This window comes from Bradyrhizobium sp. NBAIM08 (assembly GCF_020193935.1).
GTDB classification, from domain to species: domain Bacteria; phylum Pseudomonadota; class Alphaproteobacteria; order Rhizobiales; family Xanthobacteraceae; genus Bradyrhizobium; species Bradyrhizobium yuanmingense.
The window spans coordinates 180816-205573 of record NZ_JADYVR010000007.1 but is presented as its reverse complement, the minus strand read 5'-3'; the positions used below and the strand labels follow the sequence as shown (position 1 = coordinate 205573).

Here is a 24758-nt window from a genome sequence, read left to right as displayed (position 1 = left end):
CCTCGAAGCCAGGATCCCCTGAAGCCATGAACGCGCCTTCTTCATCGTCCCGCCGGATCGTCTGGCCCAGCGTCATCACCGTCGTCAGCGCCGCCATCCTGATCGGCGCAGAGGTGTTCGGCGCGGCCTTCGCCGGCGGCTGGGCGCTCGCGATCCTGTTCGGGCTCGGCGACCAGGGCGCCCATATCCTGCAGGCCGTGCTGTTCGCACTCGGCGTGCTCGTGATGACCGCCTTCATCCGCGGCGCTCAGCGCATCGAGCCCTTCACCAAGCGCGGCTGACACCTCTCGCACGTGGGCAGCACGCGCAGCGCGGCGAAACTTAACGCGCGTTCATCTTCCGCGTCGCTCGCGCAACAGCGCGCAAGCAGATGTTAGGCAATCCTGTTCTCAGCCTAAAAAAATTCTTGCGAAGCAGAGTCAAAACGCTTATGTGCGGACTTGCCCAATTTCGCACGTGCCTGTGGTCGTGTGTCAGTCGGTAGGTATCCGGACAAGAGGCCGGACAGCCGCCAAGGGGTGAAGAAGCCGAGGGGCTCTTCGGAAGTGTGGAAGTCGAGACTGAAAAGTCGACCGACTAAAGCAAACCCGGAGCGCCCAGCATCTCTCTCAAAGAGATGCCATGTCGAAGGTGACTTCGCTCTTTGCAACCGTGACTGGCAGCCGGAGGCGAACCGGCGCACCCCGCTCTCAACGGGGGACGCGACTTAAAGCAACGACGGATCGGGCTTTTTTGGTCTCTACCGGCAGTCCAACGCCGGCGCGGGCTACTGAAAAGGCTTGTCCTTCATTGCCAGGTGAGCGGGCGGGAAACTCTCCCAACCAATCCACGGCAGCACAGTCTGGTTTGAGTTTTTTGGCCTCGACGCGCCTCCATCGCGCGATGCGGCCGAAGCACTCTCATCAGACGTCATGTTGATGCGGTTCCCGTCGCTGGGACCGTTGGAGAGTGCCATGACCGAACGTATCCAGGAATTCCTGCGCAATCGCCGCAACGAAGGCCTCGACACCGAGCCGTGTCTCGTCGTCGACCTCGAAGTCGTGCGCGACAATTACCAGAGCTTTGCCAAGGCGCTGCCCGACAGCCGCGTGTTCTATGCCGTCAAGGCGAACCCGGCGCCGGAAGTGCTGGCCTTGCTGGCGTCCATGGGCTCCTGCTTCGACACCGCCACGGTCGCCGAGATCGAGATGGCGCTGGCTGCGGGTGCGACGCCCGACCGCATCTCCTTCGGCAACACGATCAAGAAGGAGCGCGACATCGCGCGCGCCTTCGCGCTCGGCATTCGCCTGTTCGCGGTCGATTGCGCCGCCGAGGTCGAAAAGGTCGCCCGTGCCGCCCCCGGTGCGAAGGTGTTCTGCCGCATCCTCTATGACTGCGCCGGCGCCGAGTGGCCGCTGTCGCGCAAGTTCGGCTGCGACCCGGAAATGGCGGTCGAGGTGCTCGACCTCGCCAAGCGCTTGGGCCTGGAGCCGTGCGGCATCTCCTTCCATGTCGGCTCGCAGCAGCGCAAGGTGAAGGCGTGGGATCGTGCGCTGGCGATGGCCTCGCAGGTGTTCCGCGACTGCGCCGAGCGCGGCATCAACCTGACCATGGTCAACATGGGCGGCGGCTTCCCGACCAAGTACCTGAAGGACGTGCCGCCGGTCGTGACCTACGGCCGCTCGATCTTCCGCGCGCTGCGCAAGCACTTCGGCAACCAGATCCCGGAGACCATCATCGAGCCGGGCCGCGGCATGGTGGGTAACGCCGGCATCATCGAATCCGAGGTCGTGCTCATCTCGAAGAAGAGCGACGAGGACGAGGTGCGCTGGGTGTACCTGGACATCGGCAAGTTCGGCGGTCTCGCCGAGACCATGGACGAGTCGATCCGCTACGCCATCCGCACCCGTCACGACGGCGCGGACATGACCCCGTGCGTGCTCGCTGGTCCGACCTGCGACAGCGCCGATGTGCTGTACGAGAAGAACCCGTATCCGCTTCCCGTCACGCTCGAGATCGGCGACAAGGTGCTGATCGAAGGCACCGGGGCCTATACGTCGACCTACTCGTCGGTGGCGTTCAACGGCATCCCGCCGCTGCGGACGTATCACATCTGATCCGCCTCTTGGTTCTAGAGGCCTGATGAACCCGGGAGCCGGCTTGCCGGCTCCTCCCTCACATTTCGATTTCTGACGACGTCTTGGACGGGCGTGCTGCGCGCACGCCGGTTCAAGCGGGGACTGACGTGCCATGACTGCTCCTCGGAAGCCGCAAATTGCCCTCACCTCGAAAGCCGCTCCGTTCGTGATCCGTGCGGAACGTGCTGCCGACGTCGCGACGCGTGAAGCGCTGCTCGATGCCTGCTTTGGCGAGACCCGCCACGGCCGCACCTGCCAGCGCCTGCGCGACGGACGCGCGCCCGCTGCAGGCCTCGCCCTGTCGGCGCTGCGCGAGGGCAAGCTCGTGGGAACCGTGCGGCTGTGGCATGTCAGCGCCGGAGGCAGGCCCGCTCTGGTCCTCGGACCGCTGGCGGTCGACCCTGCCTGCCGCGAGCTCGGGATCGGCGCCGCGCTGATGCAACAAGCGCTGGCTGCCGCCCGGGCGCGCGGGCATGACGCCGTGATCCTGCTCGGCGATGCCCCTTATTACGCCCGCTTCGGCTTCTCGACCGAGAAGACCGCCGAGCTCTCGCTGCCAGGCCCGTTCGAGCGCGACCGCCTGCTGGCGATCGAGTTCACCGAGGGCGCGCTCGATGGCGCCGCCGGGATGATCGTCCCGACCGGCGCGGCCCTGCCCAAACGGAGGTCGGTTCGCGCGCCTGAGGCGCACGCGGCCTGAGGGATCGCTCCTGTAGCGACGACCGATGCCGCACCAAGCGGCAACGCCCTGCCGCGCCTGCGGGCCCGTTCCTTTGGGGTTGCGCAGGCGCCGGAAACGCCCTTTAACCCCCGCGAAACACCCCTTCAGTCGAGGCTTAGACCAATGCCCCGTCGCCTGATCTCCACCGGCTCCCCGCTCGAGAAGACCGTCGGCTACAGCCGTGCCGTGATCGACGGCGAGTTCGCCTTCGTCGCGGGAACCACCGGCTATGACTACACCACAATGACGATGCCATCAGATGTCACGAGCCAGTCACGCAACTGCTTCAAGACCATCGAAGCCGCCCTGCAGGAGGGCGGATTCGAGATGGCCGATATCGTCCGTGCGACCTATTACGTGACCGACGCCAGCTATATCGATGCCCACTTCGCCGTCTGTGGCGAGATCCTCGGCGACATCAGGCCGGCGGCGACCTTGCTGGTCGTCTCTGCCCTCGCCAGGCCCGAGATGAAGGTCGAGATCGAAGTCACCGCCAAGCGCCGCGGCACCTAAAAAGCGCCGCAGCATCTGAACAGCGCCGCAGCGCCTGATCCATCCCTCACTGCCAGCACGTTCCGGAGAATCCATCCCATGAGCCCTCCCTCGCAGATCTACGCGAAGATCACCGGCCCCATCGTCATGGTCGGCTTCGGCTCCATCGGCAAAGGCACGCTGCCCCTGATCGAGCGGCATCTCGACTACGACAAGTCGCGCATCACCGTGCTCGATCCCAAGGACGAGGGCCGCAAGGCGCTTTGCGAGAAGCACAATGTCCGCTTCATCCAGAAGGGGCTGACCAAGGACAATTACCGCGAGGTGCTGACCCCGCTGCTCACCGAGGGCGGCGGCCAGGGCTTTTGCGTCAATCTCTCGGTCGATACCGGCTCGACCGACATCATGGAGCTCTGCAACGAGCTCGGCGCGCTCTACATCGACACCGTCAACGAGCCCTGGCTGGGCTTCTATTTCGATTCCTCGAAGGGTCCGGAAGCGCGCTCCAATTACGCGTTGCGCGAAACCACGCTCGCCGCCAAGAAGGCCCGCCCTGCCGGCTCGACCACGGCGGTGTCCTGCTGCGGCGCCAATCCCGGCATGGTCTCCTTCTTCGTCAAGCAGGCGCTGCTCAATGTCGCCGCCGACCTGAAGCTCAATGCGCCCAGGCCGAAGACCAAGGGCGAATGGGCGGATTTGATGCGGCAGGCCGGCATCAAGGGCATCCACATCGCCGAGCGCGACACCCAGCGCTCGAAGAAGCCGAAGGAGCCCGACGTCTTCGTCAACACCTGGTCGGTGGAAGGCTTCCTGTCGGAAGGCATGCAGCCATCCGAGCTCGGCTGGGGCACCCACGAGAAATGGATGCCGGAGAATGCGCATACCCATGAAGCCGGCTGCGGCGCTGCCATCTATCTGATGCAGCCCGGCGCCAACACGCGCGTGCGCACCTGGTGCCCGACCCGCGGCGCCCAATACGGCTTCCTCGTCACCCACAACGAGTCGATCTCGATCGCCGATTACTTCACCGTGCGCGATGCCTCGGGCAAGGCGATCTACCGGCCGACCTGCCACTATGCCTATCATCCGGCTGACGACGCCGTGCTGTCGCTGCATGAAATGTTCGGCCGCGCCGGGAAGATGCAGGAGAAGCACCACATCCTCGACGAGAACGAGATCGTCGACGGTATCGACGAGCTCGGCGTGCTGCTGTTCGGCCACGACAAGAACGCCTATTGGTTCGGCTCGCAGCTCTCCATCGAAGAGACCCGCGCGCTCGCGCCCTACCAGAACGCCACCGGCCTGCAGGTGACCTCCGCCGTGCTCGGCGGCATGGTCTGGGCGCTGGAGAACCCGAATGAAGGCATCGTCGAGGCCGACGAGATGGATTTCGAGCGCCTGCTCGAAATTCAGCTGCCCTATCTCGGTCCGGTGAAGGGTTTTTATACCGACTGGACCCCGTTGACGGATCGTCCGGGACTGTTCCCGGAGGACATCGACACCAGCGATCCCTGGCAGTTCCGGAATATTCTGGTGCGGTGAGGCGGGCTCTCTCCGCCCGTCATTCCGGGGCGCGCCACTTGGCGCGAGCCCGGAATCCATCGGGCGGCAGACTCTGGCGCAATTGCGCACCGTAGTTCGCGCTTCGCGCGCCCCGGAATGACCGGAAAAACTACTTCTTCTCCATCGGCGGCGCGATCTTCTCGGCCGGGGCCGGCGGCAGCGCCGGTTTGGCCGCACCAGCCGCGCCCTGAGTCTGCGGCTCCGGCCGTGCGGGCTCGGGGGCCGGCGTCGTCGGCCGATCGCCGCCGGGCTTCGCCTCCGCGGGCACCTTGCTCTGTTCGTCGGACGGGGTGCCCTGGAGCGGGGGCGTCGCCTGCGCCAGCTGCATGCGGCTTTCGGCGCGGATTTGCGCCAGGGACATCACCGACACCGCAACGCCTGCTGCGAACAGGGCACCGGCGATTGTCAGGTTGAGCTTCAGTCTACGTTTGTCATCTCGGCCGGGCATGTCGATCACCGCCTTTGTTCGCGGAATCAACGAAACTGGGGCGCGCCGGTTCCGGAACCTGAAAACGCGCGGAACCCACCCGCACGCGCCAAAACGCCGCGCTACTCCGTCGTGCTGACTTCCCATGTTACATGCCGGACGCCTGGCAGATGCTGCAGATCGGTCGCGACCGCGTTCAGCTCGTTCGGATCGACCGCGGTCGCGACCAGCCTGGCGGCGATCTCCAGAATGTCCTCGCCGATTTCGGCCACATCGATATCGGCCACCGCATATTTCGCCGCTTCGAGCTTGTCGACGAGGCGGTCGCGCATGTCGGGCAAAGCGTCGGCCGCAACCGCGAGCTTGAAATAGTAGGTCGCCTCCAGGGCCTTCTCGTTCAGCGGGATGCGGTTGATGGCGTTGACCAGCGGGCGCAGCATGGTGTTGCCGGCGATGACGAACACGGTCAGCGCGACCGCCTGCGCGACCATGTCGCCGCCGGCGCAGGAGCCCACCGCGGCCGAGGCCCACAGCGTCGCCGCGGTGTTGAGCCCGCGCACATCCATGCCCTGCTTCATGATGACGCCGGCTCCCAGGAAGCCGATGCCGGAGACGACATAGGCGATCACCCGGACCGCGCCGTCGGCGCCATCCAGCTGCATGGCGAGATCGACGAAGGCGGCAGCGCCCACCGCGACCAGCACGTTGGTGCGCAGGCCCGCGGTGCGCTGACGGTATTGCCGTTCGGCGCCGATCAGCGTGCCCAGCACGAAGGCCGTGATCAGGCTGACCAGGGTGTCGCCAAAGTCGGCAAGCTGGAAGGTCGTCAGAAATCGCATGGTTCCCTATACGGCGGGAACCATGACAGATTAAAGCTCGAGCAGACCGCCGTCCCCATTTTCGTCGGCAAAGGCCAGCAGCGTGCCTTTGGCGTTCCAGGCGATCGCGGCCACCGGCGGCGTGCCATTGCGGCGGACCAGGATCTCCGCGCCATCCTCCAGACGGACCATCAGCACGGTGCCATCGCTGTAACCGGCGGCGAGGATGTCGTTCTTGGGATGACAGGCGACCGCGGAGACGCGCGCCTGCAGCGGCGCGAGCATCGCGGGCTCCTTGCCCATCGGGCCGTCCTTGCTGCCGAACGGCCAGATGATCACCGTGTCGGCGCCCGACGTCGCCAGCCCCTTGCCGCCGGCGCTCCACGACATCGAGCGGACGCGGCCGGGATAGCCGGTCATGCGCATGTGCCTGTTGTCGGCGAGCCGCCAGCCGTGCAGCGCCGGCTCGTGCATGGCGGTGACCAGGAATTTGTTGTCGGGGCTGAAGGTGACCGCGTGATGCGAGCCGGCCCAGGGCAGGAATTCGGCCGATCCCGCCATGTTCGGAAACCACAGCGTCACGCCGTTGTAATGCGCGATTGCGAGCCGCAGGCCCTTCGGCGCGAAGGCAAGGCCGCCGACCGTCGAGGGCACGTCGATCGACTTCTCCTCGGCCTTGCCGCTCTTGACGGTCGCGGTCTTGCCGGCCGACCAGGCAAAGGCGCCGTCGGCGTGCAGCGCCACCGCGTCGATCCAGCGCCGCTTGGGATCGGTGGCGAGCAGCGTCACCTCGCCCTTGGCATCGAGCGAGATGACCTTGCCGTCGTCGCCGCCCATGACGAGGCGCTTGCCGTCGGAGGCGGTCGAGAGAATGCCGCCGCTATGCACGGCAACCGTGGTGATCTCGCAATTGGCATCGACGAATGCGACGTTCTCCTCGCCGCCGACGAAGGCGGCGCGATCCTTCAGGAAATGCACCGAGGTCACGGCCATGCCGAGCGCAATCGGCTTGACGCGGTCGGTGACGGAAACGATCGAAGCGGACTCGGGCGCGGGCGTAAACTCTTTCATCACGAGACGATGCAGCTCTCGAAACCCTTGCGGATCGCCTCTTCGGGCAATTCGCGGCCGATGAAGACGAGGCGGCTCTCGCGCGGCTCGCCCTCCTTCCACTTCCGCTGGTGGTTGCCCTCCAGCATCATGTGGACGCCCTGGAAGACGTAGCGATCGTCGTCGTCGTGGAAGGCGAGGATGCCCTTGGAGCGCAGGATCTTGCCGCCCTCGACCTGCACCAGGTTCTGCAGCCAGGGCATGAACACGTTGGGATCGAGCGGCTTGTCGGTCTTGAGCGAGAGCGACTGCATCTCCTCGTCGTGATAGTGCTTCAGACCGTGGCCGTGATCATGGTGATGGTGATCGTGGCCGTGATGATCATGATCGTGGTCATGATCGTCGGCCTCCAGGAAAGCCGGCTCGATGTCGAGGATGCGGTCGAGATCGAAGGCGCCGCGGTCGAGCACGTCGGCCAGCGCCACCGCGCAGCGCTCGGTGCGATGGAGCTTCGCATAGGGATTGATGCCGCGGATGCGGGCCTCGACCTCGGCGAGCTCGCCCTTGTTGACGAGGTCGGTCTTGTTCAGAACGATGACGTCGGCAAAGGCGATCTGGTTCTTGGCCTCGGGTGCGTCCTTGAGCCGGTCGGACAGCCATTTGGCGTCGGCGACCGTCACGACCGCGTCGAGCCGGGCGTTCTTCTGCACGTCCTCGTCGACGAAGAAGGTCTGCGCGACGGGGGCGGGATCGGCAAGACCGGTGGTCTCGACGATGATGGCGTCGAACTTGCCCTTGCGCTTCATCAGGCCGTCCATGATGCGGACGAGGTCGCCTCGTACGGTGCAGCAGATGCAGCCGTTGTTCATCTCGAACACTTCCTCATCGGCGCCGATGATGAGGTCGTTGTCGATCCCGATCTCGCCGAATTCGTTGACGATGACGGCGTATTTCTTGCCGTGGTTCTCCGACAGGATGCGGTTGAGCAGCGTGGTCTTGCCGGCGCCGAGATAGCCGGTCAGCACGGTCACGGGAATCTTCTGGGAGGTCGCGTCAGACATAACAACTCCGGACTTCAAGGCTTTTTCGCGCGACGCGAGGCGGGGTGGCCCCTGCCCTAATGGTCAAGCGCGCTGGTCAGGGCCTTTATATTGTGCCTGACCATGTCAATGTAAGTGGGTGCAGGGCCCTTTTCGCCGGTCAAACCGTCCGAAACCAGGGTGCCACCGACCTTGGCGCCGGTCTCGGCGGCGATCCGCCGGATCAGGCGATCGTCGCTGATATTTTCAAGGAACACGGCCGGGATTTTCTGGGCCTTGATCTGGCCGATGATGGCGGCGATATCTCGCGCGCTCGGCTCGCTCTCCGTGGAGACGCCCCGGGGGGCGATGAACCGGATACCGTATTCGCTGGAGAAATAGCCGAAGGCGTCATGGGTGGAGATCACCTTGCGCCGCTCCGGCGGGATTTTTGCGACAGCGTCGCGGACCTCGCGGTCGAGGGCTTCGAGCTTTTCCAGATAGGCCTTGGCCTGGGCGCGGAAGAACTCCGCATCGTCAGGAGCGGCCGTGGCGAGCGCGCTCGCAATGTCGGTGACGTAGATCTTGGCGTTCAGGATGGACTGCCAGGCGTGGGGATCAGCGGCCGAGCCCAGCTTCAGCGGCGCGATGCCGGCGCTTGCGGTGATCACCTTGGCCTTGCTCCCTGCGGATTGCACGAGGCGCGGCAGCCAGCCCTCCAGCCCGAGCCCGTTGACGATGACGAGCTTCGCCGCCGCGACCCGCTTGGCATCGCTAGGGGCCGGCGTATAGACGTGGACGTCGCTGTCGGGCCCGACCAGCGTCGTCAGGTTGATGCGGTCGCCACCGACATTGCGGACGAAATCGCCGAGGATCGAGAAACTCGCGACGACGTTGAGCCGCTCCGCGGCCTCAAGCGGCGAGGCGATCAGCAACAGCGCACAAACCAGGATGAGCCGCATCGTCATGCTTCCAGATGCCGGCCGGGAAACAGCTGCCGGACGATGCCGCCGACGCGGCCGAACAGGACGGAGACGATGTAGAGCACCGTCGCTACCAGAATGATCGCGGGACCCGAGGGCACGCGGGTCTGGAATGAGAGCACGAGGCCGGCATAGCCGGAGACCCCGGCAGCAATGACGGCGATGCAGATCATCGCGGTGAGATCGCGCGACCAGAACCTTGCGATGCCCGCAGGCAGGATCATCAGCCCCACCGCCAGCAGCGTGCCCAGCGCCTGAAAGCCGTTGACGAGGTTGATGACGACCAGCGCGAGGAAGGCGAGATGGGCGGGGCCACCGGCGCGGCTCACGGTGCGCAGAAACAGGGGATCGACGCTCTCGATCACCAGCGGGCGGTAGATCACCGCGAGCACCAGCAGCGTCACCGTGGCGTTGAAGGCGACCACCAGCAGGGTCTGATCGTCCATTGCGAGGATGTTGCCGAACAGCACGTGCAGGAGATCGATGTTGGTGCCCTTGATCGAGACGATGGTGACGCCGAGCGCAAGCGAAGCGAGATAGAAGGTGGCGAGCGAGGCATCTTCCTTCAGCCCGGTCGAGCGTGCGACCACGCCAGCCAGGATCGCGACGGCAAAGCCGGCGACCAGGCCACCGGCCGTCATCGCGAACAGATTGAGGCCGGAGAGCAGGAAACCGACCGCCGCGCCAGGCAGGATCGCGTGCGCCATGGCGTCGCCGACGAGGCTCATCCGGCGCAGCATCAGGAACACGCCGATCGGCGCCCCCGCCAGCGCCAACGCGATCACCGCGGCGAGCGCGCGCCGCATGAACTCGAATTCGGTGAACGGACCGATCAGCGCGTCATAGAGCATCGGATATCAGGCCGCCCGCGAGCTGATATCATCGGCCGCGCAGGCCGCGGCGCTGTCGTCGAAGGCCTCGCACATCCGCATCGCGACCAGCAGATTTTCCGGCGTCAGCACCTCCGCCGTCGGACCCCACGCGACCGGGCCGCGCGCCAGCACCAGCGTTTCGGTGAAATGATTGCGCACCATCTCCATGTCGTGCAGCGCGGCGAGCACGGTGCGACCCTCGCCATGCCAGCGCCTCACCAGCGCGAGCAGATCGGCGGTGGTCTTGCTGTCGATGGCGTTGAACGGCTCGTCGAGCACGATCAGGCTGGCATCCTGGAGCAGCACACGGGCGAACAGCACGCGCTGCATCTGACCGCCGGAGAGCGTGCCGATCGGGCGGTTCTCGAAACCGCTGAGGCCAACGGCTCCGATTGCCCGGAGAATCTTGTCGCGCGCGGCCTTGCCGATGCCGCCGAACAGGCCTGTGCCACGCCACAGCCCGGTGCCGACGAAATCGAACACCGAAATCGGGAAGCTGCGGTCGATCTCCGCACTTTGCGGCAGATAAGCGATGTCGCGGGCATCGAGCCCGCCGAGATGGATCGTGCCGTCGAGCGGCTTGAGGATGCCGACGATGCCGCGCAACAGCGTCGACTTGCCGGCGCCGTTCGGGCCGATCACCGCAACTAGCGCGCCCGGCGCGACCTCGCCGCTGAGATGATGCACGGCGGGGTGCCGATCATAGCCGAGCGTGACGTTGTGAAAGTGCAACGCTGCCATCGTCACCTCATCGCCAGCAAGACGATGCCCCACAGCACGGCACAGACCGCGAGCGCGGCCGCGAGACGGCCCGCCATGGTCATGCGCAGGATCGACCAAGGCGCGGTCTGGGCCGGATGCGGCGAGGTCGCATCGTGGACATGGGCGTGGGCGTGATCGTGCCCGTGCGAATGTCCATGGCCGTGACCATGGGAATGGCCATGAGCATGGTCGTGCTGGTGGGCGTGGGACGCGGCGGGAGCCATTTGCGGACGTTATATTATAACATTACGCCTGTCCACGGCGGGACTGACATCGCGGCTCAGGGCTTGCCGATCACCATGGCGATGGCGGCTGCCACGAATGGGAACGGCACCGAGACGGCGCAGCGGAACCAGACGAAACGGGCGGGCATGAACGGGATCTCCCACAAGATCACCCGCTGGAAGGCGAACAGCGCCCAGGCGACGACATAGGCAACCACCTGCGGCACCCCGCCCCCCGACTTCAACGCCACGGTGCCGATGGAGAAGCCGACCACGGGACCGCCGGGCGTGGCGGCGCCGGCGACCACGGCGGTGGCAACCCCGAGCCAGCCGCTATCAGGGCCGAGCCAGCCGGTGATCACCTCCTGCGGGATGATGGCCGCGATGTAGCCGGAGCCGATCACGCCAAGCGCGATCCGCGGCACGATGTTGACGAAGTCCATCGTGCCCTCGCGCAGCGAGGCCACGAACACCGGACGCCCACGACGAAAGGCGATCAGCCCGACGCCGAGCACCGAGCTCCACAGCAGGATGTCGATCAGAAGCGCTGCGCTCAACTCTCGTCGTCCTTCGCGAGCGGCTTCGGATAGAGCCTGACATAGACGAAGCGGCCGAGGGCGCCGGCGAGCACCGGCAGCGGCAGCGAGATCACGATCCGCCACAGCGTGAAATCGGTGCCCATGATCGGGATTTCCCAGGCGACCGCCCGGCCATAGCCGATCAGCGTCCAGCTCACGACCATGGCGATGGTGGCGCCGAAATCGGCGCCGACCGCGAGCAGCGCGCTCGCCACCGGGTAGGCCGTGAAGGGACCGCCGGGCAGAATCGCGCCGAACGCCGTGCCGATCAAAAGGCCCATCAGGCCGGACTTCGGCCCGAGCGAGCGCGAGACTTTCTCGTGCAGCAGGATTTCCGAGATGAAGGCCCCTAACAGGCAGCCGGCGAGCACGCGCGGCAGGATGCCCGAAAACAAGGAGAGATCGTGGGTAAGGATGTCCAGAACGCCGTCGGTGCCGTCCCGCCGCCAGACCAGTGCCGCACTCACCGCCACCAGAGCTGCGATGATGATGGTCGACCAGCCGATCGGCTTGCGGACCCGGCCCGGCCGCGGCTCGGATTCCGCGTCGCCGGAAGGCGCTGGATGGTTCGGGGAAGGTTCTGACAACGGGCTAGAGTCGCTCGAGGGTGATGCCCGTCCTGATTAAGGGCGGTGTTCCCCCGATGCAAACGGTGTGACGACAGACCCATGCGCGCGCCACGCAGGGCAATTCCGCACAGCAAAAAGGCGGTCGCGCCTGCGACCGCCTTTGTTTCTGTCATTCCGGGGCGGCGCGTCAGCGCCGAACCCGGAAGCCATCGGGCGTCACCCGAGCAGACAAATGGATTCCGGGCTCGCGCTTCGCGCGCCCCGGAATGACACCTGTCACGCCTTCTCGAACAGGGACTCCACGTATTCCCAGTTCACGAGGTTCTCGACGAACGCCTTGAGATAGTCGGGACGGCGATTGCGATAGTCGATGTAGTAAGAGTGCTCCCAGACGTCGCAGCCGAGGATCGGTGTGGCGCCGTGCACCAGCGGATTCTCGCCGTTCGGGGTCTTGGAGATCTCGAGCTTGCCGTTCTTGACCTGGAGCCAGCACCAGCCGGAGCCGAACTGGCCGACGCCGGCCGCCTGGAAGTCGGTCTTGAACTTCTCGAAGCCGCCGAGGTCCTCGTTGATCTTCTTCTCGAGCTTGCCCGGCAGCTTGGTGCCGCCGCCATTGGGCTTCATCCAGCTCCAGAAGTGGATGTGGTTGTAGTGCTGGCCGGCGTTGTTGAACACCGCGGGGTTCTTGCCGAACGAGCCCTTGACGATCTCTTCAAGGGACTTGCCTTCCCATTCGGTCCCCTTGAGCGCGTTGTTGCCGTTGGTGACGTAGGCCTGATGATGCTTGTCGTGGTGATATTCCAGCGTCTCCTTCGACATGTACTGGCCGAGGGCGTCATAGGCGTAAGGAAGTGGGGGCAGCGTAAAGGTCATGGCTTCTTGTCCGCAACTGGTGGGGAACGAGTTCTAACGGTCACCCCTTATAGAAGGTTCCGCGGCCATTAAATACCTCAGAATTTGCGAAAAGGCGTGACTTGGCGCGTCCTGCTTGAATGCACAAATTCGCCGCAACCCGGCCGCCGTGATCAGACCTGCGGTTCGCTGTAAAATATCATTGCCTTTGAGGCGCTTAAGACAGAACAAACGCGCGAAGAAGCGGAGCTGTGGAGGACGAGGCCATGAGCATCGAGATCGACATATTGAACGGCGACGCCTCGTGGCCGAGGGCCGAGCCGCTACTTCAGGCGGTCTGGGCACCGCAGTTGGTCGCAGGCAAGCCCTGGGCTCATGTCAAATGGGCCAATGCCGATCTCCGCGTGCTGGTCGAGACGCCCGAGGATGGTCTCGTGTGCCATGTCGGCATCTACTTCCGCACCATCACCTGGAATGGACAGAAGGTTCATATCGGCGGCATCGGCGGCGTCTCGACGCGCGAGGACCAGCGCGGCCGTGGCTATGCGACCGTGGCGATCGACGCGGCGGTGCATACCATGCGCGCCAACGAGGCGGTTCGGTTCGCCCTACTGGTCTGCGAGCCGCACAATTTCGCGTTCTACGAGGCCCGGAGCTGGCTGCCGTTCAAAGGCGAGGTCTATTGCGAACAGCCGGAAGGGCGGATTCGGTTCACCTACATGGCCCCCTATGTCTTCCACATCGTGCGCGCGCCGACGCTGGGCACCATCGACCTATGCGGCCTGCCGTGGTGAGCCCTGCGTGAGCCAGGGCTGCGCCGGCCGGCTCATTCTCTTATAATATGTCGGTCATCATTTAATTTTCCGCCCGGTGAACATGACGATCGACGCCCCCGCAGATGCCGTCCCGCCGGTTGCGCCGGTCGCCTCCCCCATTGCGAGCCTCCTGACCGCGCCGATCCTGCCGACGCTGCTGCGGCTCGCGATCCCCAACATGATCGCGATGGTCGGCAGCACGCTCGTCGCAGTGGCTGAGACCTCCTATATCGGCCGGCTCGGCACCATCCCGCTCGCCGCGATCGCGCTGGTGTTTCCGTTCGCGATGCTGACGCAGATGATGAGCGCGGGCGCGATGGGCGGCGGCGTCTCGTCCGCAATCAGCCGCGCCCTCGGCGCAGGGGATCGCGACCGCGCCGCGACGCTGGCGCTGCATGCCGCCATCATCGGTCTTTGCGGCGGGCTGTTCTTCACGGTGATGATGCTCGCCTTCGGCCGCTCCTTCTTCGCGCTGCTCGGCGGACGCGAGCGCGTGCTCGAGGAGGCCAGCGGCTATTCGCAGGTGCTGTTCTCCGGCGCGGTCGCGATCTGGCTCGTCAACACGCTGGCCTCGGTGATCCGCGGTACCGGCGACATGCGCCTGCCTTCGATGATTCTGATCGGCGCGAGCGCGCTGCAGATCGTGCTCGGCGGCACGCTGGGGCTCGGCCTGTTCGGAGTGCCGCAATTCGGCATGCCGGGCGTGGCGAGCGGGCAGCTGATCGCGTTCAGCTGCGCGGCGATCTTCTTCATCTGGTATCTGTTGTCGGGGCGCAGCCGGCTGCCGCTGGATGTCCGCGCCTTTCATTTCGAGCGCGCGATGTTCCTGGACATTCTCAAAGTCGGCGCGGTGGCCTGCCTGTCGCCGCTGCAGACCGTGCTCACCATTCTGATCTTCACGAAGATCCTCGCGACCTTCGGCACCGAGATGCTGGCGGGCTACGGTATCGGCTCGCGGCTGGAATTTCTGCTGATCCCGATCACCTTCGCCTTCGGCATCGCCTCGGTGCCGATGGTCGGCATGGCGATCGGCGCCGGGCATGTGAAGCGCGCGCGGCGTGTCGCCTGGACCGCGGCTGCCGCCTCGGGACTCACGGTGGGGCTGATCGGTCTCGTCGTTGCGCTCGCGCCGTCACTGTGGGTCGGGCTCTTCACCCGCGATCCCGGCGTCACCGCCGCAGCGCACAGCTATTTCCACTGGGCCGGTCCGGCCTTCGTGTTCTTCGGCATGGGCGTGTCGCTTTACTTCTCCTCGCAAGGCGCCGCACGCGTCGGCGGTCCGGTGCTCGCCTCCACGGCACGGCTTTTGATCGTCGCGATCGGCGGCATCGGACTGATGACCGCGCAGGCTCCGGCCTGGACCCTGTTCGCGCTGGTCGGCGGCGCCATGGTCGTGTTCGGGCTCTCGACCGCCGCCTCTGTCGCTTTCGCGCGCTGGGGCAAATGACCGCAGGTAAATAAGCGCCGGCAGATAAGCTCAGAGATGTGATTCCCTCGGGCGTTGCGCGCGCTCGATTTGCTGCTATGGAGTCGCCTCCATTCCAGGGCTCCTCTCCATGACATTCAGATTCGTCGCTCTCACCGTCATTCTGGCTGCGCTGATCGGTGCGCCTTCCGCCTATGCTCAGAGCGCCGACGGGACCTGGCTCACGCAGGCGGGCGATGCACGCGTCAAGATCAGCAAATGCGGCGGCGGCATCTGCGGCCACATCGTCTGGCTGCGCGAGCCCATGGACAGCGCGACCGGCCAGCCCGCCACCGACAGCAAGAATCCCAATCCCGCGCTCGCCAGGCGCCCGATGATCGGCCTGCCATTGTTCAGCGGCATGGAGCCGACGGGACCGAACAAATGGTCGGGCCAGATCTACAATGCGGACGACGGCAGCACCTATGCGAGCAACATCAGCCTGACTGGCGCGGACGCGCTGCGGGTCGAAGGCTGCGTCGGCGCGCTCTGCGGCGGTGAGACCTGGACGCGCGCGGGGCGCTAACCCGCTGCCATCATCGCCTTCAACGCCGTCGCCGCCGAGGCATAGCCGCCGCGCGCGCCGTCGATGAAATGGACGTGATCGCTGCGCAGCGCCGACGGCGCGAAGCAGGTCATCATCGCAGCGTCCTGCTGGTAGAGGCCGTAGCGCACGATGCCCTCGCGCGCAGCGGCTTTGAGACGATCGTTCAACGCGCGCTCGAGCTGCGGCGTGCAGTCCAGAATCATGCGCAGGCCGTCGTCGTATTTACGGAAGTCCGAGTTCTCGACCACCTGCCGCTTGTAGAGGCTGGGCACGAAACCGCCGATCTTGATGTCGAAGCGCATGATGAAATAGGCGAACAACGTATAGGCGAGTACGCTGGCTCTGCGCGCGAGCAGCGGACCCCCGCGCCTGGTTCGGGCCTCGAATTCCACGCCCTGCGGCGGCCATTTCAGCGGCGGCCCCTGCGGCGGCACCGGCCGGCCGCCCTCCGGGCTGCGCTCGACGAGATGAATGATGTCCTCGATCACCCTGCGGAAGGCCACCTGATCGACGCCGCGCGCCGGCATCACCAGCACCGACAGGATCAGGCCGCGCGCCGCCGGCATCACCTCGAAACGACACGACAGGCCCGAAAGGTCCGGCTGCGTGCCGGCGGGCGCCTCATCGACGGCAAACTCGCCGCGCTTCATCGCTGCGTCGGCCCAGGAGAGCCCGCCGCCCGAAAACATCGCATAGGACAGGTTGGCCGACGGCCCGAACCGGGCGACGCGCACATCGAGGCCGTGTGTGCGAATGACGCTGACCGGCACCAAGGCGACGCGCAGGGTCAGATCGAGGCCTTCGCGCACCCAGGTCGCGGTCGCAGCCAGCGCCTGGCGGGCAAGCTCGACGTCGTCTGGCGCCACCGCGAAGCTGGCGCCGTCGCCGCCGAACACGAAGGGAAATTCCCGCCCCTGCAGCGCATTGGTCACCGCCGCGATCACGGCGGCACCGGCCATGTTCACGGCCTTGTAGCGCTGCGCCGCGATCGCCTTGGTCGAATCGACGATATCGGCAACACCGATGCTCCAGTCGTCCGGCAGCGGCGCATAAAGCGCAGGATCCATCAGGCTGGTGAAGCCTCGGAAGACGGGAATGCCGCCATAGAAGGACTCGCCTGAGCTCATCGGGATTGCCGGACTGTTGGAATGCGAAGCAAGATACGTGGCAGGATCGATCCGGGTTCGCTGGCTCGCGCCCCCTTTCGATCATTGGCCGAAAGTGGCCCGGACAACAAGATGCGGCCGCCTTGCAATGCCTCGGCGGGATCATTGATCGGCATCAAACGGCCATCCGGGGAGAGCGGCTATCGTCGGTCGGCTCCAAGGGGTTGCATGGGAAAATCGAGGTGTCCGACTTCAGCAGCAAGGACTCCACCTCTCCGGTCCGCCGGCGCACGGGTGTCGACCCGATCAGCGCGGTGAAGATGCCGGAAAGATTGACGGAGGCGGTCGATGCCTGGGCTGAAGCTCACCGCCTGACCCGCTCGGATGCGATCTGCAAGCTGATCGAGCTGGGGCTGAAGTTGGCACTCCCCGTCTCCGCGCCCGCGCACCCGGTCGTATCGGACGCGACCAAGATTGAAGAGATCGCAGTGCATGAGATCGAGTTACTGCTCGATCCGGCATTGCCGCCAGACGAGCGCGAGCGCCGCATTCGCCGCCTCACCGAAGGGCCGCCGGAATTTTCACACGAACGATTCGACCTGCCGAAGCAGCGGCCGTGAGCGGCTAGTGCAGCTTCTCGTCCTGACGCTTGCGCAGCTGGGATGCAGGGACGTCGTGGCAGCCGATCAGGCGCACGAATTGCTGCGGATACGCCTCGTGGCCGTGATCGCCGGAATTCTGATGCGACATCGGCGGGCAGCGGACCTCATCCGACTTCACACGCACCGGCTCTTTCAGGGCCCGGCTTGAAGCGGTCATGTCTGAAGTGGCCATCGACTGCTCCCCTTCGTTTAGGGCAGATCGATTGACGTAAACCAATCGATTGCGGGGCATCTTACGACCAAATCCGGCTGGCTGTCATTGCGCACGATCAACGCAATTGTGGCAGCCGGGTTCCGTCTACGCCGTGTTCCCGGCATCGATGGTGAACACGGTGCCGGTGACGTTGCGGCCGCCTTCGCCCAAAAGGTATTCCACCATGCGCGCGACGTCATCCGTCTCCGGCAGCCGGCGCAGCGCGCTGCGGCCCGCAATGCGCTTGCGGCCTTCCTCAGACAGATTGTGGGTGAGCTCGGTGTCGATGAAGCCCGGCGCGATCGCGTTCACGGTGATGCCGAGCTTGCCGACCTCACGGGCCAGCGAGCGGGTGAAGCCGGTCGCGGCGGCCTTGGTCGCGCCGTAGACGGAGAGGCCGTTATAGCCTGTCGTCGCGATGATCGAGGAGATGTTGATGATGCGGCCGGCGCCGTCGGCCATCATCTGGCGCGCCACATATTTGGTGAGGATGATCGGCGACAGCACATTGAGCTGCACCAGCGCCTCGATCTCGGAATTGTGCATGGTGGCGAGCAGGCCTTCGGTGCCGAGACCGGCATTGTTGACGAGGCCGTAGATCGGGCCGAATTCGTCGCGCACGAGCTTTGCGAAGGCCGGGATCGCATCGATCACGGCAAGATCGCAGGCGCGGAAATGCAGGCGCCCGTCGGCGGCTGCGATGGCCGCCTTGAGCTCTTCGCTTTCGCGCCGCGCCGCCGCGATGACGTTGAAGCCGGCCGCGACAAGGCGCTTGCCGATCGCAAGCCCGATGCCGCGGCTGCCGCCGGTGACGAGAACATTATGCATCGGTGCGCGCCAGTTTTCCGGCCGGGGTGACGTCGAGCACCTCGACGAAACGGAGCACCGCCGGCACCTTGTGGGATGCGAGCTGGGCGCGGCACAGATCCATGATCTGGTCGCGGATCTCTTTCGCACGCGCCGGATCGGTGCCCTCAGCGAGGATCACGTCCGCGACGACGATGCCGCCGGTGATCGGGCTCTTGCGCGACTTCGCGCGCGACATCCGTACATCCGGATGGCGGTTGATCACCGCCTCGATCTCCTCGGGGTGGACCTTCAGCCCCCCGATGTTGATGATGCCGCCGCGCCGGCCGACGAAATAATAGCGATCGCCGCGCAGCTCGACGATGTCACCGCTGTCGACGAAGCCGTCGTCGTCGGTGAGCGACGCCGCATTGCGGCCGACATAGGCATGGGCCGTGCGCGTCGAGCGGATGCGCAGCGAGCCGTCGACGACCTTCATCTCGACGCCGTTGCGGTTGCCGAGATAGTCGGCCGGAAAGCCTTCCAGCCCGTCATTGACGGCGAACCCGACGCCGGCCTCGGTCGAGGCATAGGCATGGCCGACGGACGCATGGGGGAATGCCGCCTTCAGGCCGTCGAGCACGGCTTGGTCGGCGATCTCGCCGGAGAGACGGACGTAAGCCGGGGCGAACTGGGCGGCCGAGCCGCTCATCAGGAGCTTGCGCCAATGCGAAGGCGTGCCGGAGATATGCGAGACACCGCGCGCCTTCAGCCGCGCGACGTGATCGGCGAGCGCCTCATGGGGATCGGACAGCACCAACGAGCCGCCGGAGAGGATGGCACGGAGAAAGATTTGCAGGCCGCCATAGCGGCGGATGTCGTAGAACGTTGCCCAGACCGGTGCAGGTCCGCGCGATGGGCCTTCGGCGACGATCGCGCCGGTCAAGGCTTCCAGCGTATGGCCGGCGATCTTTGGCACGCCCGAGGTGCCCGAAGTCAACATCAGCCATTCGGTGCCGCGCGCGGTCTTGGCAGGCGCGGCGGCTTGCGGCGGCAATTGCGCGGTGACGACCAGCGGCACGCCGGACGCCGCCCAGAGTTCGGGCTCGTCGGTGACGACGGCATCGATCCCGGCATCCGCGATCAAGGCGTCGAGATGCGCCGGATTGAGGTCCGGCGGACACAACAGCATGCGGCGGGCGATGCCGTCGAGCTCGATCATGGCAAGGCCGGACCGGAGCTGGTCCGACAGCTTGAGCAGCACGGCACGGCCAGAGAGCTCGTGCAGCCGCCCGCCCAGAACAGTGTGCGACAGGATGCCCGTCAGCGATACGACATCATGCGCATCGGAGATGGTGCGGCCTTTCAGCTCCGCGCCAAGATGGTCGCGAAGTGCAAAGATCTCACGCGGGGACATTTTCGTAGGCCCGCACGAAATCGCCCACCGTGGCGGGGAACGCTGCGTCCTCGGAAATGGTGAAGGGATCGACGCCGGTCTCGTCCTCGAGGCGGGCGACCAGGATGGCGAAGGCGAGCGAGTCGAAGCCCGTCTCATGCAGGGACAGATCGTCCGAGAGGGCGGGAAGCGTGACGTGCTGCTCCTTGGCGATCTGCTGAATCGCTTCAATGACCTTTGACCTTACCGACATGGCTGGCTCGCTTTGTTATCGATCTCGTTGTTGCGGCGGCTCTTGCTGACCGCCTCCCCATCGCGGTCTGTTTACCCGACAGAAGTAAATGGCTTCTTGGACAATTCAGATAAAATTGGACCTATCTCTCGATTTTGGTTGCCCTACAGCCTGATCGTACCGCCCGAGATGGCCGCATATGTCTCCGCGTCCAGCGCGACGTAGACGCCGGATATCGGGTCGAGCATGAACAGCGGATCGGCGACCGCGGCCGGGTCAAATCCCTCGCGGGCGAGCTCGCCCTTCTTCTGCTTGAAGGTCTCGGTGGCGTCGAGCTCGCGCGAGATACGGATGAAGAGCGGGCGGGCGTAGACCGGCAGGCGTTGCGCGAGATGGGCGGGCAGCGCGCTGATGTCAAAGCCCTCGTTCACGACGATCGCGCTCATCCCGGCCCGGCCGTCGGCGCCGGGAATGCTGACGCCATAGGTGGCGGCATCGACGACGCCAATGAAATCGCGCACGGCATCGTTCACCTCGGAGGTCGCGACATTCTCGCCCTTCCAGCGGAACGTGTCGCCGATACGGTCGACGAAATGGAAAAATCCCTTGTCGTCCATCCGCATCAGATCGCCGGTGCGGAACCAGGCATCGCCCTTGACGAAGACGTCACGCAAGACTTTTTTCTCGGTCTCACCGGCATCGGTGTAGCCCTCGAAGCGCCCACCGCCCTCGTCCGCGGTGCCGATGCGGCCGATCGCTTCGCCGGCCTCGCCGCGGCTGCAGGCGATGCAGAAGCCCTCTTCATTGCGCAGCGGCGCGCCGCTATCGGGGTCAAGCTTGACGAGCCTGGCAGGAAAGCGGTGCGCGAGCAGCGCCGGGACGCGGCCGATCGCACCCGGCTGGCCCTCGACGTTGAACAGCGAGAAATTGCCTTCGGTCGCGGCGTAGAATTCGAGGATGCGCGGAATGGCGAAGCGCGCCTGGAAATCCTCCCAGATATCGCCGCGCAGCCCGTTGCCGCAGGCGAGCCGCAGGCGATGCCGATTCTCGTATTCCGAGGGCGCGGCCTTGAGCAGGTAACGGCAGAGCTCGCCGATATATTGAAACAGCGTGCAGTCGTGCCGGACGATGTCGGACCAGAAATGCGAAGCCGAGAATTTCTCGGCGATCACTACCGAACCGCCGGCGGCCAGAATGCTGCACGGCGCGACGATGCCGCCGACCGAATGGAACAGCGGCAGACAATCGTAGAGCCGATCCTGCGGCGTCGCGCCGGTGAGGCCAGCGAACCAAAACCCCCAATTCAGGATGCGGCGGTGGCTGATGCTGGCCGCTTTCGGCAGGCCGGTGGTGCCGGAGGTGTAGATCAGCAGCGCACGGTCGTCGATGGTGACCTCGCCATGCTCCTCCGGCGATAGCGGGCCGTCGTCGAGAACGGCAAGCGCGACGTCGATCGCACGTTCGCTGCGGCTATCGCCATGCGTCCAGACCTTTGCCTCCGTCTTCAGATGCGGCGCCGCGCTGTCCAGCATCCCCGTCAGCTCATGCGCAACGATGACATGCGAGGGCATTGCGACGTCGAGGCAGTGCGCGAGCGATTGCCCGACGAGCTTGGTGTTGATCAGTGCGACCACGCCGCCGACGCGACTGATGCCGAGCCAGGCCGCGACATAGTCGATGCCGTTCGGCATGATCAGCGCAACGGTATCGCCCTTGGACAGGCCGAGCGAGCGCGCCCAGCGGGCGTAGCGATTGATCCTCTTCGAGAGGCCTTCGTAATCGAGGCTTGCCTCGTCCGCCACCAGAGCAACGCGGTTAGGCTGGCGCTGCGCCCAATCGTCGACGACGTCGGCGAACAGGCGGCCCGGCAGCGTTTCGATCCGCGCGGTGAGCTCGATCGCCCTCAACCAGATCTTGGAAGCCGACGGTGCGCGCGCGGCTTTCGGCTGCTCGATGACGCCGGTGGTCATATTGTTCACTCTTTCGGGCGATCTGCGGTTTCCGGCAGTATAGCCCGCGCGCCCTGACCCAGGCGTTAAGAGACAAGGTAAAACCCGGTTAGGGCGCGATTAACGGTCGGCAGCGCGCAGCCAAGGTCGCACCCGCCGGCAGCGCGCCGACGGGTGTGACCAGGTCGAAAGAGCGATGAATGCAGAAGTCCCGGGCTTGGTCCCGTTCGCCTCAGTGCACCTTCTTGGGACGCCGGCGCGGCGGCGGCGACTCGTTGAAGGCGTAATAGGGATTGAGGTCGCAGGTCGCGGCAAGGCCCGAGGCCGTGGCGCGGCACTGCTCCAACGAGGTGAACGAGCAGTCGAAATAGTCACTGCCTCCGCCACCAGGGCCGCCACCGACGTAGCGGTGCATGCAGACGGGATAGGCCGGATCGTATCGCTGCGCGCTGGCATCCGCTGCGCCCAGCAGCGTGAAGACCGCGGTAAGAGTGAGGAATGACAAGCGCATGGGAAATCCTCGAACTGGTGACGTCGCTTCATATGACACAACATCTCGCCGTCCGCGACTGTTCCTGAGACCTGATGACGTCAAGGTGAGTGGGACGCGCAACGCCAGAGGCGATGCGGGCCGAGCGATCTGACAACCTGGCGGTCCGAATGATGCTGCGAGGCAGCGCTAGCCGCCGAGCCCCTGCAACACCAGCCGGTTCAGCCGTGCCGCGAACGCCGCCGGGTCTTCCGGCAATTCGCCGTCCAGGATCTGCGCCTGCTCGAGCAGAAGCAGGCTGATATCGTCGACGACTGTCGAGCCAGCCTGCGCCTTGGTGACCGCGGTGACCAGCGGATGGCGCAAATTGATCTCAAGGATCGGCTTGGTCTTCATGCCGCGGTTCTGCTGCGACAAGATGCGCTCGAGCTCGCGGCTCGGACCCTGGCTGTCGGCGACGAGGCAGGAGGCCGAGCTGGTCAGGCGCGTCGAGACCTTGACGTCGCTGACGCGCTCGCCCAGCGCGGCCTTGATCACGGCGATGGTGGCTGCTTCGTCCGCAGCCGGCTCGTCCTTCTTCGCCTCGTCCTTATCGTCGATACGCGGAATCAAATCGAGATTGAGATCGCCCTGGCTCAGCGACTTAAGCGGCTTGCCTTCGAAATCCGAGGGCATCGAGGTCCAGAAGGCATCGACGGGATCCGACAGCAGCAGCACCTCGATGCCGCGCGCGGTCGCAGCTTCCAGCCGCGGATTGGACTTCAGCCGCTCGATGCTGTCGCCGACGAGATAATAGATCTCGGTCTGGTTCGGCTTGAAATCGGCGATGATCTGCTTCAGCGACCGCTTCTCGCCCGACGTGGTGGTGAAGCGCGACAGCGACAACAGCTTTTCGCGCCGTTCGAAATCCTCGTAGATGCCTTCCTTCAGCACCGCGCCGAAGGCGTCCCAGATCTTGGCAAAGTTCTCCGGGTCCTTCTCGGCGAGGCTTTCGAGCTCGGACACCACCCGGGTCGCCACGGCTTTCCGGATCTGCGCCAGCTGCGGATTGTTCTGAAGCATCTCGCGCGAAATGTTGAGCGGTAGGTCCTCGCTGTCGACCACACCGCGGACGAAGCGCAAATAGCCCGGCAAGAGGTCAGCATCGTCGGTGATGAAGACGCGCCGCACGTAGAGCTTCACGCGGCCCTTGCGGTTCGGCTCGAACAGGTCGAACGGCTTGGTCGAGGGCGCGAACAGCAGCACGGCGTAGGAGTAACGTCCTTCCGCGCGGTAGTGCAGCGTCATCGCGGGATCGTCGAAGGCAGAGGCGATCTGCTGATAGGCCTTCTTGTAATCGTCAGCCGTCAGCTCGGACTTGGAGCGCTGCCACAACGCGCTCGCCGAGTTGATTTGGCGCGGCTCGCCTTCTTCGGGCACCAGCTCGATCGGAAACAGGATGTTGTCGGAATAGGAAGTGACGATGCGCTCGATCTCGTAGGTCTCGAGATATTTCTTGGCGTCGTCCTTCAGGTGCAGGACGATCTCGGTGCCGCGCGTCACGCGCGCCGCTTCCTCGTCGCTGGCACGGGCGATCTCGAAGCCGGAGCCGCCGGAGGACGTCCAGGTCCAGACATCGCTCTCGCCGGCACGGCGGCTGATCACCACGATCTTCTCGGCGACCATGAAGGCGGAATAGAAGCCGACGCCGAACTGGCCGATCAGGCCGAGCCCGTCCTTGGCCTCTTTCAATTTGGATACGAACGCCTTGGTGCCGGAGCGGGCGATGGTGCCGAGATGGTCGATCAGCTCCTGCCGCTCCATGCCGATGCCGTTGTCGGCGATCGTGAGCGTCTTGGCCGTCTTGTTCGGGATGATGCGGATCTTGAGTGCGTCGCCTTCGCCCAGCAGGGCGGGACTGGCGATGGCCTCGTAGCGCAGCTTGTCGCAGGCATCGGAGGCGTTGGAAATGAGCTCGCGGAGGAAGATGTCGGTTTCCGAATAGACGGAGTGCACCATCAGGTGCAGCAGTTCGGAAACTTCGGCCTGGAAAGGCTGCGTATGCACAGCCGTATCTGACGTCGTCATGCG

General features: G+C 65.3%; 28 protein-coding genes. 9 read left to right on the top strand and 19 right to left on the bottom strand.

The genetic code is table 11. The features are described from left to right. Positions 1-26 precede the first annotated feature (26 nt). The 5 genes from I6F37_RS24455 (at position 27) to I6F37_RS24435 (ending at position 4872) form a co-directional block, all read left to right on the top strand. Positions 27-281, top strand: a complete 255-nt coding sequence (locus I6F37_RS24455) for a hypothetical protein (RefSeq protein WP_225152931.1) — start codon at positions 27-29, stop codon at positions 279-281. 672 nt (positions 282-953) lie between these two features. Then, entirely contained in the window at positions 954-2096 is a 1143-nt protein-coding gene (locus I6F37_RS24450) for a type III PLP-dependent enzyme (protein ID WP_225152929.1), read from the top strand. A 133-nt stretch (positions 2097-2229) separates the two neighbouring features. After that, positions 2230-2817 carry a GNAT family N-acetyltransferase gene (locus I6F37_RS24445; protein ID WP_225152927.1) on the top strand — a complete coding sequence of 196 codons (588 nt, stop codon included), beginning with the start codon at positions 2230-2232 and terminating at the stop codon, positions 2815-2817. 144 nt (positions 2818-2961) lie between these two features. Further along, positions 2962-3351 (top strand): RidA family protein, encoded by a 390-nt coding sequence (locus tag I6F37_RS24440; RefSeq protein WP_225152925.1) that lies wholly within the window; start codon positions 2962-2964, stop codon positions 3349-3351. Positions 3352-3429: 78 nt separating this feature from the next. Further along, complete coding sequence (locus I6F37_RS24435) at positions 3430-4872, top strand: homospermidine synthase (RefSeq protein ID WP_225152923.1); 1443 nt, start codon at positions 3430-3432, stop codon at positions 4870-4872. A 130-nt stretch (positions 4873-5002) separates the two neighbouring features. Here the strand turns inward: I6F37_RS24435 and I6F37_RS24430 are convergent, their stop codons facing one another. From I6F37_RS24430 to I6F37_RS24380, 11 genes are all read right to left on the bottom strand, one after another. Next, positions 5003-5341: a hypothetical protein gene (locus I6F37_RS24430; RefSeq protein WP_035997762.1), complete on the bottom strand. Its 339-nt coding sequence runs from the start codon at positions 5339-5341 to the stop codon at positions 5003-5005. A 101-nt stretch (positions 5342-5442) separates the two neighbouring features. Continuing rightward, the gene (locus tag I6F37_RS24425) at positions 5443-6159 is read right to left on the bottom strand and encodes an MgtC/SapB family protein (RefSeq protein WP_035997712.1); all 717 of its coding nucleotides are present in this window, start codon (positions 6157-6159) and stop codon (positions 5443-5445) included. 30 nt (positions 6160-6189) lie between these two features. Beyond that, positions 6190-7209, bottom strand: a complete 1020-nt coding sequence (locus I6F37_RS24420; protein ID WP_035997710.1) for a WD40 repeat domain-containing protein — start codon at positions 7207-7209, stop codon at positions 6190-6192. Then, the gene (locus I6F37_RS24415) at positions 7209-8249 is read right to left on the bottom strand and encodes a GTP-binding protein (RefSeq protein WP_035997707.1); all 1041 of its coding nucleotides are present in this window, start codon (positions 8247-8249) and stop codon (positions 7209-7211) included. Before I6F37_RS24415 ends, I6F37_RS24420 begins: the two co-directional genes overlap by 1 nt. Positions 8250-8305: 56 nt before the next feature. Then, positions 8306-9169 (bottom strand): metal ABC transporter substrate-binding protein, encoded by an 864-nt coding sequence (locus I6F37_RS24410; RefSeq protein WP_035997758.1) that lies wholly within the window; start codon positions 9167-9169, stop codon positions 8306-8308. Positions 9170-9171: 2 nt separating this feature from the next. Continuing rightward, entirely contained in the window at positions 9172-10041 is an 870-nt protein-coding gene (locus I6F37_RS24405) for a metal ABC transporter permease (protein WP_035997704.1), read from the bottom strand. Between the two features lie 6 nt (positions 10042-10047). Beyond that, positions 10048-10803: a metal ABC transporter ATP-binding protein gene (locus tag I6F37_RS24400; protein ID WP_035997701.1), complete on the bottom strand. Its 756-nt coding sequence runs from the start codon at positions 10801-10803 to the stop codon at positions 10048-10050. A 2-nt stretch (positions 10804-10805) separates the two neighbouring features. Beyond that, positions 10806-11048: a hypothetical protein gene (locus tag I6F37_RS24395; protein WP_035997699.1), complete on the bottom strand. Its 243-nt coding sequence runs from the start codon at positions 11046-11048 to the stop codon at positions 10806-10808. A gap of 56 nt (positions 11049-11104) precedes the next feature. Continuing rightward, positions 11105-11605, bottom strand: a complete 501-nt coding sequence (locus I6F37_RS24390; RefSeq protein ID WP_035997695.1) for a hypothetical protein — start codon at positions 11603-11605, stop codon at positions 11105-11107. Next, positions 11602-12213 carry a permease gene (locus I6F37_RS24385; protein WP_035997693.1) on the bottom strand — a complete coding sequence of 204 codons (612 nt, stop codon included), beginning with the start codon at positions 12211-12213 and terminating at the stop codon, positions 11602-11604. Before I6F37_RS24385 ends, I6F37_RS24390 begins: the two co-directional genes overlap by 4 nt. 258 nt (positions 12214-12471) lie before the next feature. Then, a complete protein-coding gene (locus I6F37_RS24380) occupies positions 12472-13068 on the bottom strand; it encodes a superoxide dismutase (protein ID WP_027573470.1) in 597 nt (198 codons plus the stop codon). A gap of 245 nt (positions 13069-13313) precedes the next feature. Between I6F37_RS24380 and I6F37_RS24375 the strand changes: the two genes are divergently transcribed. From I6F37_RS24375 to I6F37_RS24365, 3 genes are all read left to right on the top strand, one after another. Continuing rightward, positions 13314-13841, top strand: a complete 528-nt coding sequence (locus tag I6F37_RS24375; protein WP_035997755.1) for a GNAT family N-acetyltransferase — start codon at positions 13314-13316, stop codon at positions 13839-13841. An 82-nt stretch (positions 13842-13923) separates the two neighbouring features. Further along, the gene (locus tag I6F37_RS24370) at positions 13924-15309 is read left to right on the top strand and encodes an MATE family efflux transporter (protein WP_035997689.1); all 1386 of its coding nucleotides are present in this window, start codon (positions 13924-13926) and stop codon (positions 15307-15309) included. 109 nt (positions 15310-15418) lie between these two features. Then, positions 15419-15853 carry a DUF2147 domain-containing protein gene (locus tag I6F37_RS24365; RefSeq protein WP_035997687.1) on the top strand — a complete coding sequence of 145 codons (435 nt, stop codon included), beginning with the start codon at positions 15419-15421 and terminating at the stop codon, positions 15851-15853. On the opposite strand, the gene I6F37_RS24360 is transcribed toward I6F37_RS24365, so the two are convergent. After that, positions 15850-17001, bottom strand: coding sequence for a DUF3095 domain-containing protein (locus I6F37_RS24360; protein ID WP_035997685.1), 1152 nt, complete (start codon positions 16999-17001; stop codon positions 15850-15852). The genes I6F37_RS24365 and I6F37_RS24360 overlap by 4 nt on opposite strands. A gap of 221 nt (positions 17002-17222) precedes the next feature. On the opposite strand from I6F37_RS24360, the gene I6F37_RS24355 reads away from it, so the two are divergent. Beyond that, complete coding sequence (locus I6F37_RS24355; protein WP_051056810.1) at positions 17223-17600, top strand: hypothetical protein; 378 nt, start codon at positions 17223-17225, stop codon at positions 17598-17600. A gap of 4 nt (positions 17601-17604) precedes the next feature. On the opposite strand, the gene I6F37_RS24350 is transcribed toward I6F37_RS24355, so the two are convergent. From I6F37_RS24350 to htpG, 7 genes are all read right to left on the bottom strand, one after another. Further along, positions 17605-17814, bottom strand: a complete 210-nt coding sequence (locus tag I6F37_RS24350; RefSeq protein WP_035997682.1) for a hypothetical protein — start codon at positions 17812-17814, stop codon at positions 17605-17607. Positions 17815-17940: 126 nt separating this feature from the next. Then, positions 17941-18663: an SDR family NAD(P)-dependent oxidoreductase gene (locus I6F37_RS24345; RefSeq protein ID WP_036021322.1), complete on the bottom strand. Its 723-nt coding sequence runs from the start codon at positions 18661-18663 to the stop codon at positions 17941-17943. Next, a complete protein-coding gene (locus tag I6F37_RS24340) occupies positions 18656-20038 on the bottom strand; it encodes a class I adenylate-forming enzyme family protein (RefSeq protein WP_225152921.1) in 1383 nt (460 codons plus the stop codon). The genes I6F37_RS24345 and I6F37_RS24340 overlap by 8 nt, the downstream gene beginning before the upstream one ends. Continuing rightward, positions 20025-20270 (bottom strand): acyl carrier protein, encoded by a 246-nt coding sequence (locus I6F37_RS24335; RefSeq protein WP_015688794.1) that lies wholly within the window; start codon positions 20268-20270, stop codon positions 20025-20027. The genes I6F37_RS24340 and I6F37_RS24335 overlap by 14 nt, the downstream gene beginning before the upstream one ends. A gap of 143 nt (positions 20271-20413) precedes the next feature. Beyond that, positions 20414-22228, bottom strand: a complete 1815-nt coding sequence (locus I6F37_RS24330) for a long-chain-acyl-CoA synthetase (protein ID WP_225152919.1) — start codon at positions 22226-22228, stop codon at positions 20414-20416. Positions 22229-22430: 202 nt separating this feature from the next. Further along, a complete protein-coding gene (locus I6F37_RS24325) occupies positions 22431-22709 on the bottom strand; it encodes a DUF3551 domain-containing protein (protein ID WP_035997672.1) in 279 nt (92 codons plus the stop codon). 168 nt (positions 22710-22877) lie between these two features. Continuing rightward, on the bottom strand, positions 22878-24755 hold the full coding sequence (gene htpG / locus I6F37_RS24320; protein ID WP_225152918.1) for a molecular chaperone HtpG: 1878 nt from the start codon (positions 24753-24755) through the stop codon (positions 22878-22880). Between the last annotated feature and the right edge of the window lie 3 nt (positions 24756-24758).

What these genes read in the sequence shown, in the direction of transcription:
- I6F37_RS24455 (WP_225152931.1), top strand. Translation starts at nt 27, where the DNA reads ATGAACGCGCCTTCTTCATCGTCCCGCCGGATCGTCTGGCCCAGCGTC.
- I6F37_RS24450 (WP_225152929.1), top strand. Translation starts at nt 954, where the DNA reads ATGACCGAACGTATCCAGGAATTCCTGCGCAATCGCCGCAACGAAGGC.
- I6F37_RS24445 (WP_225152927.1), top strand. Translation starts at nt 2,230, where the DNA reads ATGACTGCTCCTCGGAAGCCGCAAATTGCCCTCACCTCGAAAGCCGCT.
- I6F37_RS24440 (WP_225152925.1), top strand. Translation starts at nt 2,962, where the DNA reads ATGCCCCGTCGCCTGATCTCCACCGGCTCCCCGCTCGAGAAGACCGTC.
- I6F37_RS24435 (WP_225152923.1), top strand. Translation starts at nt 3,430, where the DNA reads ATGAGCCCTCCCTCGCAGATCTACGCGAAGATCACCGGCCCCATCGTC.
- I6F37_RS24430 (WP_035997762.1), bottom strand. Translation starts at nt 5,341, where the DNA reads ATGCCCGGCCGAGATGACAAACGTAGACTGAAGCTCAACCTGACAATC.
- I6F37_RS24425 (WP_035997712.1), bottom strand. Translation starts at nt 6,159, where the DNA reads ATGCGATTTCTGACGACCTTCCAGCTTGCCGACTTTGGCGACACCCTG.
- I6F37_RS24420 (WP_035997710.1), bottom strand. Translation starts at nt 7,209, where the DNA reads ATGAAAGAGTTTACGCCCGCGCCCGAGTCCGCTTCGATCGTTTCCGTC.
- I6F37_RS24415 (WP_035997707.1), bottom strand. Translation starts at nt 8,249, where the DNA reads ATGTCTGACGCGACCTCCCAGAAGATTCCCGTGACCGTGCTGACCGGC.
- I6F37_RS24410 (WP_035997758.1), bottom strand. Translation starts at nt 9,169, where the DNA reads ATGCGGCTCATCCTGGTTTGTGCGCTGTTGCTGATCGCCTCGCCGCTT.
- I6F37_RS24405 (WP_035997704.1), bottom strand. Translation starts at nt 10,041, where the DNA reads ATGCTCTATGACGCGCTGATCGGTCCGTTCACCGAATTCGAGTTCATG.
- I6F37_RS24400 (WP_035997701.1), bottom strand. Translation starts at nt 10,803, where the DNA reads ATGGCAGCGTTGCACTTTCACAACGTCACGCTCGGCTATGATCGGCAC.
- I6F37_RS24395 (WP_035997699.1), bottom strand. Translation starts at nt 11,048, where the DNA reads ATGGCTCCCGCCGCGTCCCACGCCCACCAGCACGACCATGCTCATGGC.
- I6F37_RS24380 (WP_027573470.1), bottom strand. Translation starts at nt 13,068, where the DNA reads ATGACCTTTACGCTGCCCCCACTTCCTTACGCCTATGACGCCCTCGGC.
- I6F37_RS24375 (WP_035997755.1), top strand. Translation starts at nt 13,314, where the DNA reads ATGAGCATCGAGATCGACATATTGAACGGCGACGCCTCGTGGCCGAGG.
- I6F37_RS24370 (WP_035997689.1), top strand. Translation starts at nt 13,924, where the DNA reads ATGACGATCGACGCCCCCGCAGATGCCGTCCCGCCGGTTGCGCCGGTC.
- I6F37_RS24365 (WP_035997687.1), top strand. Translation starts at nt 15,419, where the DNA reads ATGACATTCAGATTCGTCGCTCTCACCGTCATTCTGGCTGCGCTGATC.
- I6F37_RS24360 (WP_035997685.1), bottom strand. Translation starts at nt 17,001, where the DNA reads ATGAGCTCAGGCGAGTCCTTCTATGGCGGCATTCCCGTCTTCCGAGGC.
- I6F37_RS24350 (WP_035997682.1), bottom strand. Translation starts at nt 17,814, where the DNA reads ATGGCCACTTCAGACATGACCGCTTCAAGCCGGGCCCTGAAAGAGCCG.
- I6F37_RS24345 (WP_036021322.1), bottom strand. Translation starts at nt 18,663, where the DNA reads ATGCATAATGTTCTCGTCACCGGCGGCAGCCGCGGCATCGGGCTTGCG.
- I6F37_RS24340 (WP_225152921.1), bottom strand. Translation starts at nt 20,038, where the DNA reads ATGTCCCCGCGTGAGATCTTTGCACTTCGCGACCATCTTGGCGCGGAG.
- I6F37_RS24335 (WP_015688794.1), bottom strand. Translation starts at nt 20,270, where the DNA reads ATGTCGGTAAGGTCAAAGGTCATTGAAGCGATTCAGCAGATCGCCAAG.
- I6F37_RS24325 (WP_035997672.1), bottom strand. Translation starts at nt 22,709, where the DNA reads ATGCGCTTGTCATTCCTCACTCTTACCGCGGTCTTCACGCTGCTGGGC.
- htpG (WP_225152918.1), bottom strand. Translation starts at nt 24,755, where the DNA reads ATGACGACGTCAGATACGGCTGTGCATACGCAGCCTTTCCAGGCCGAA.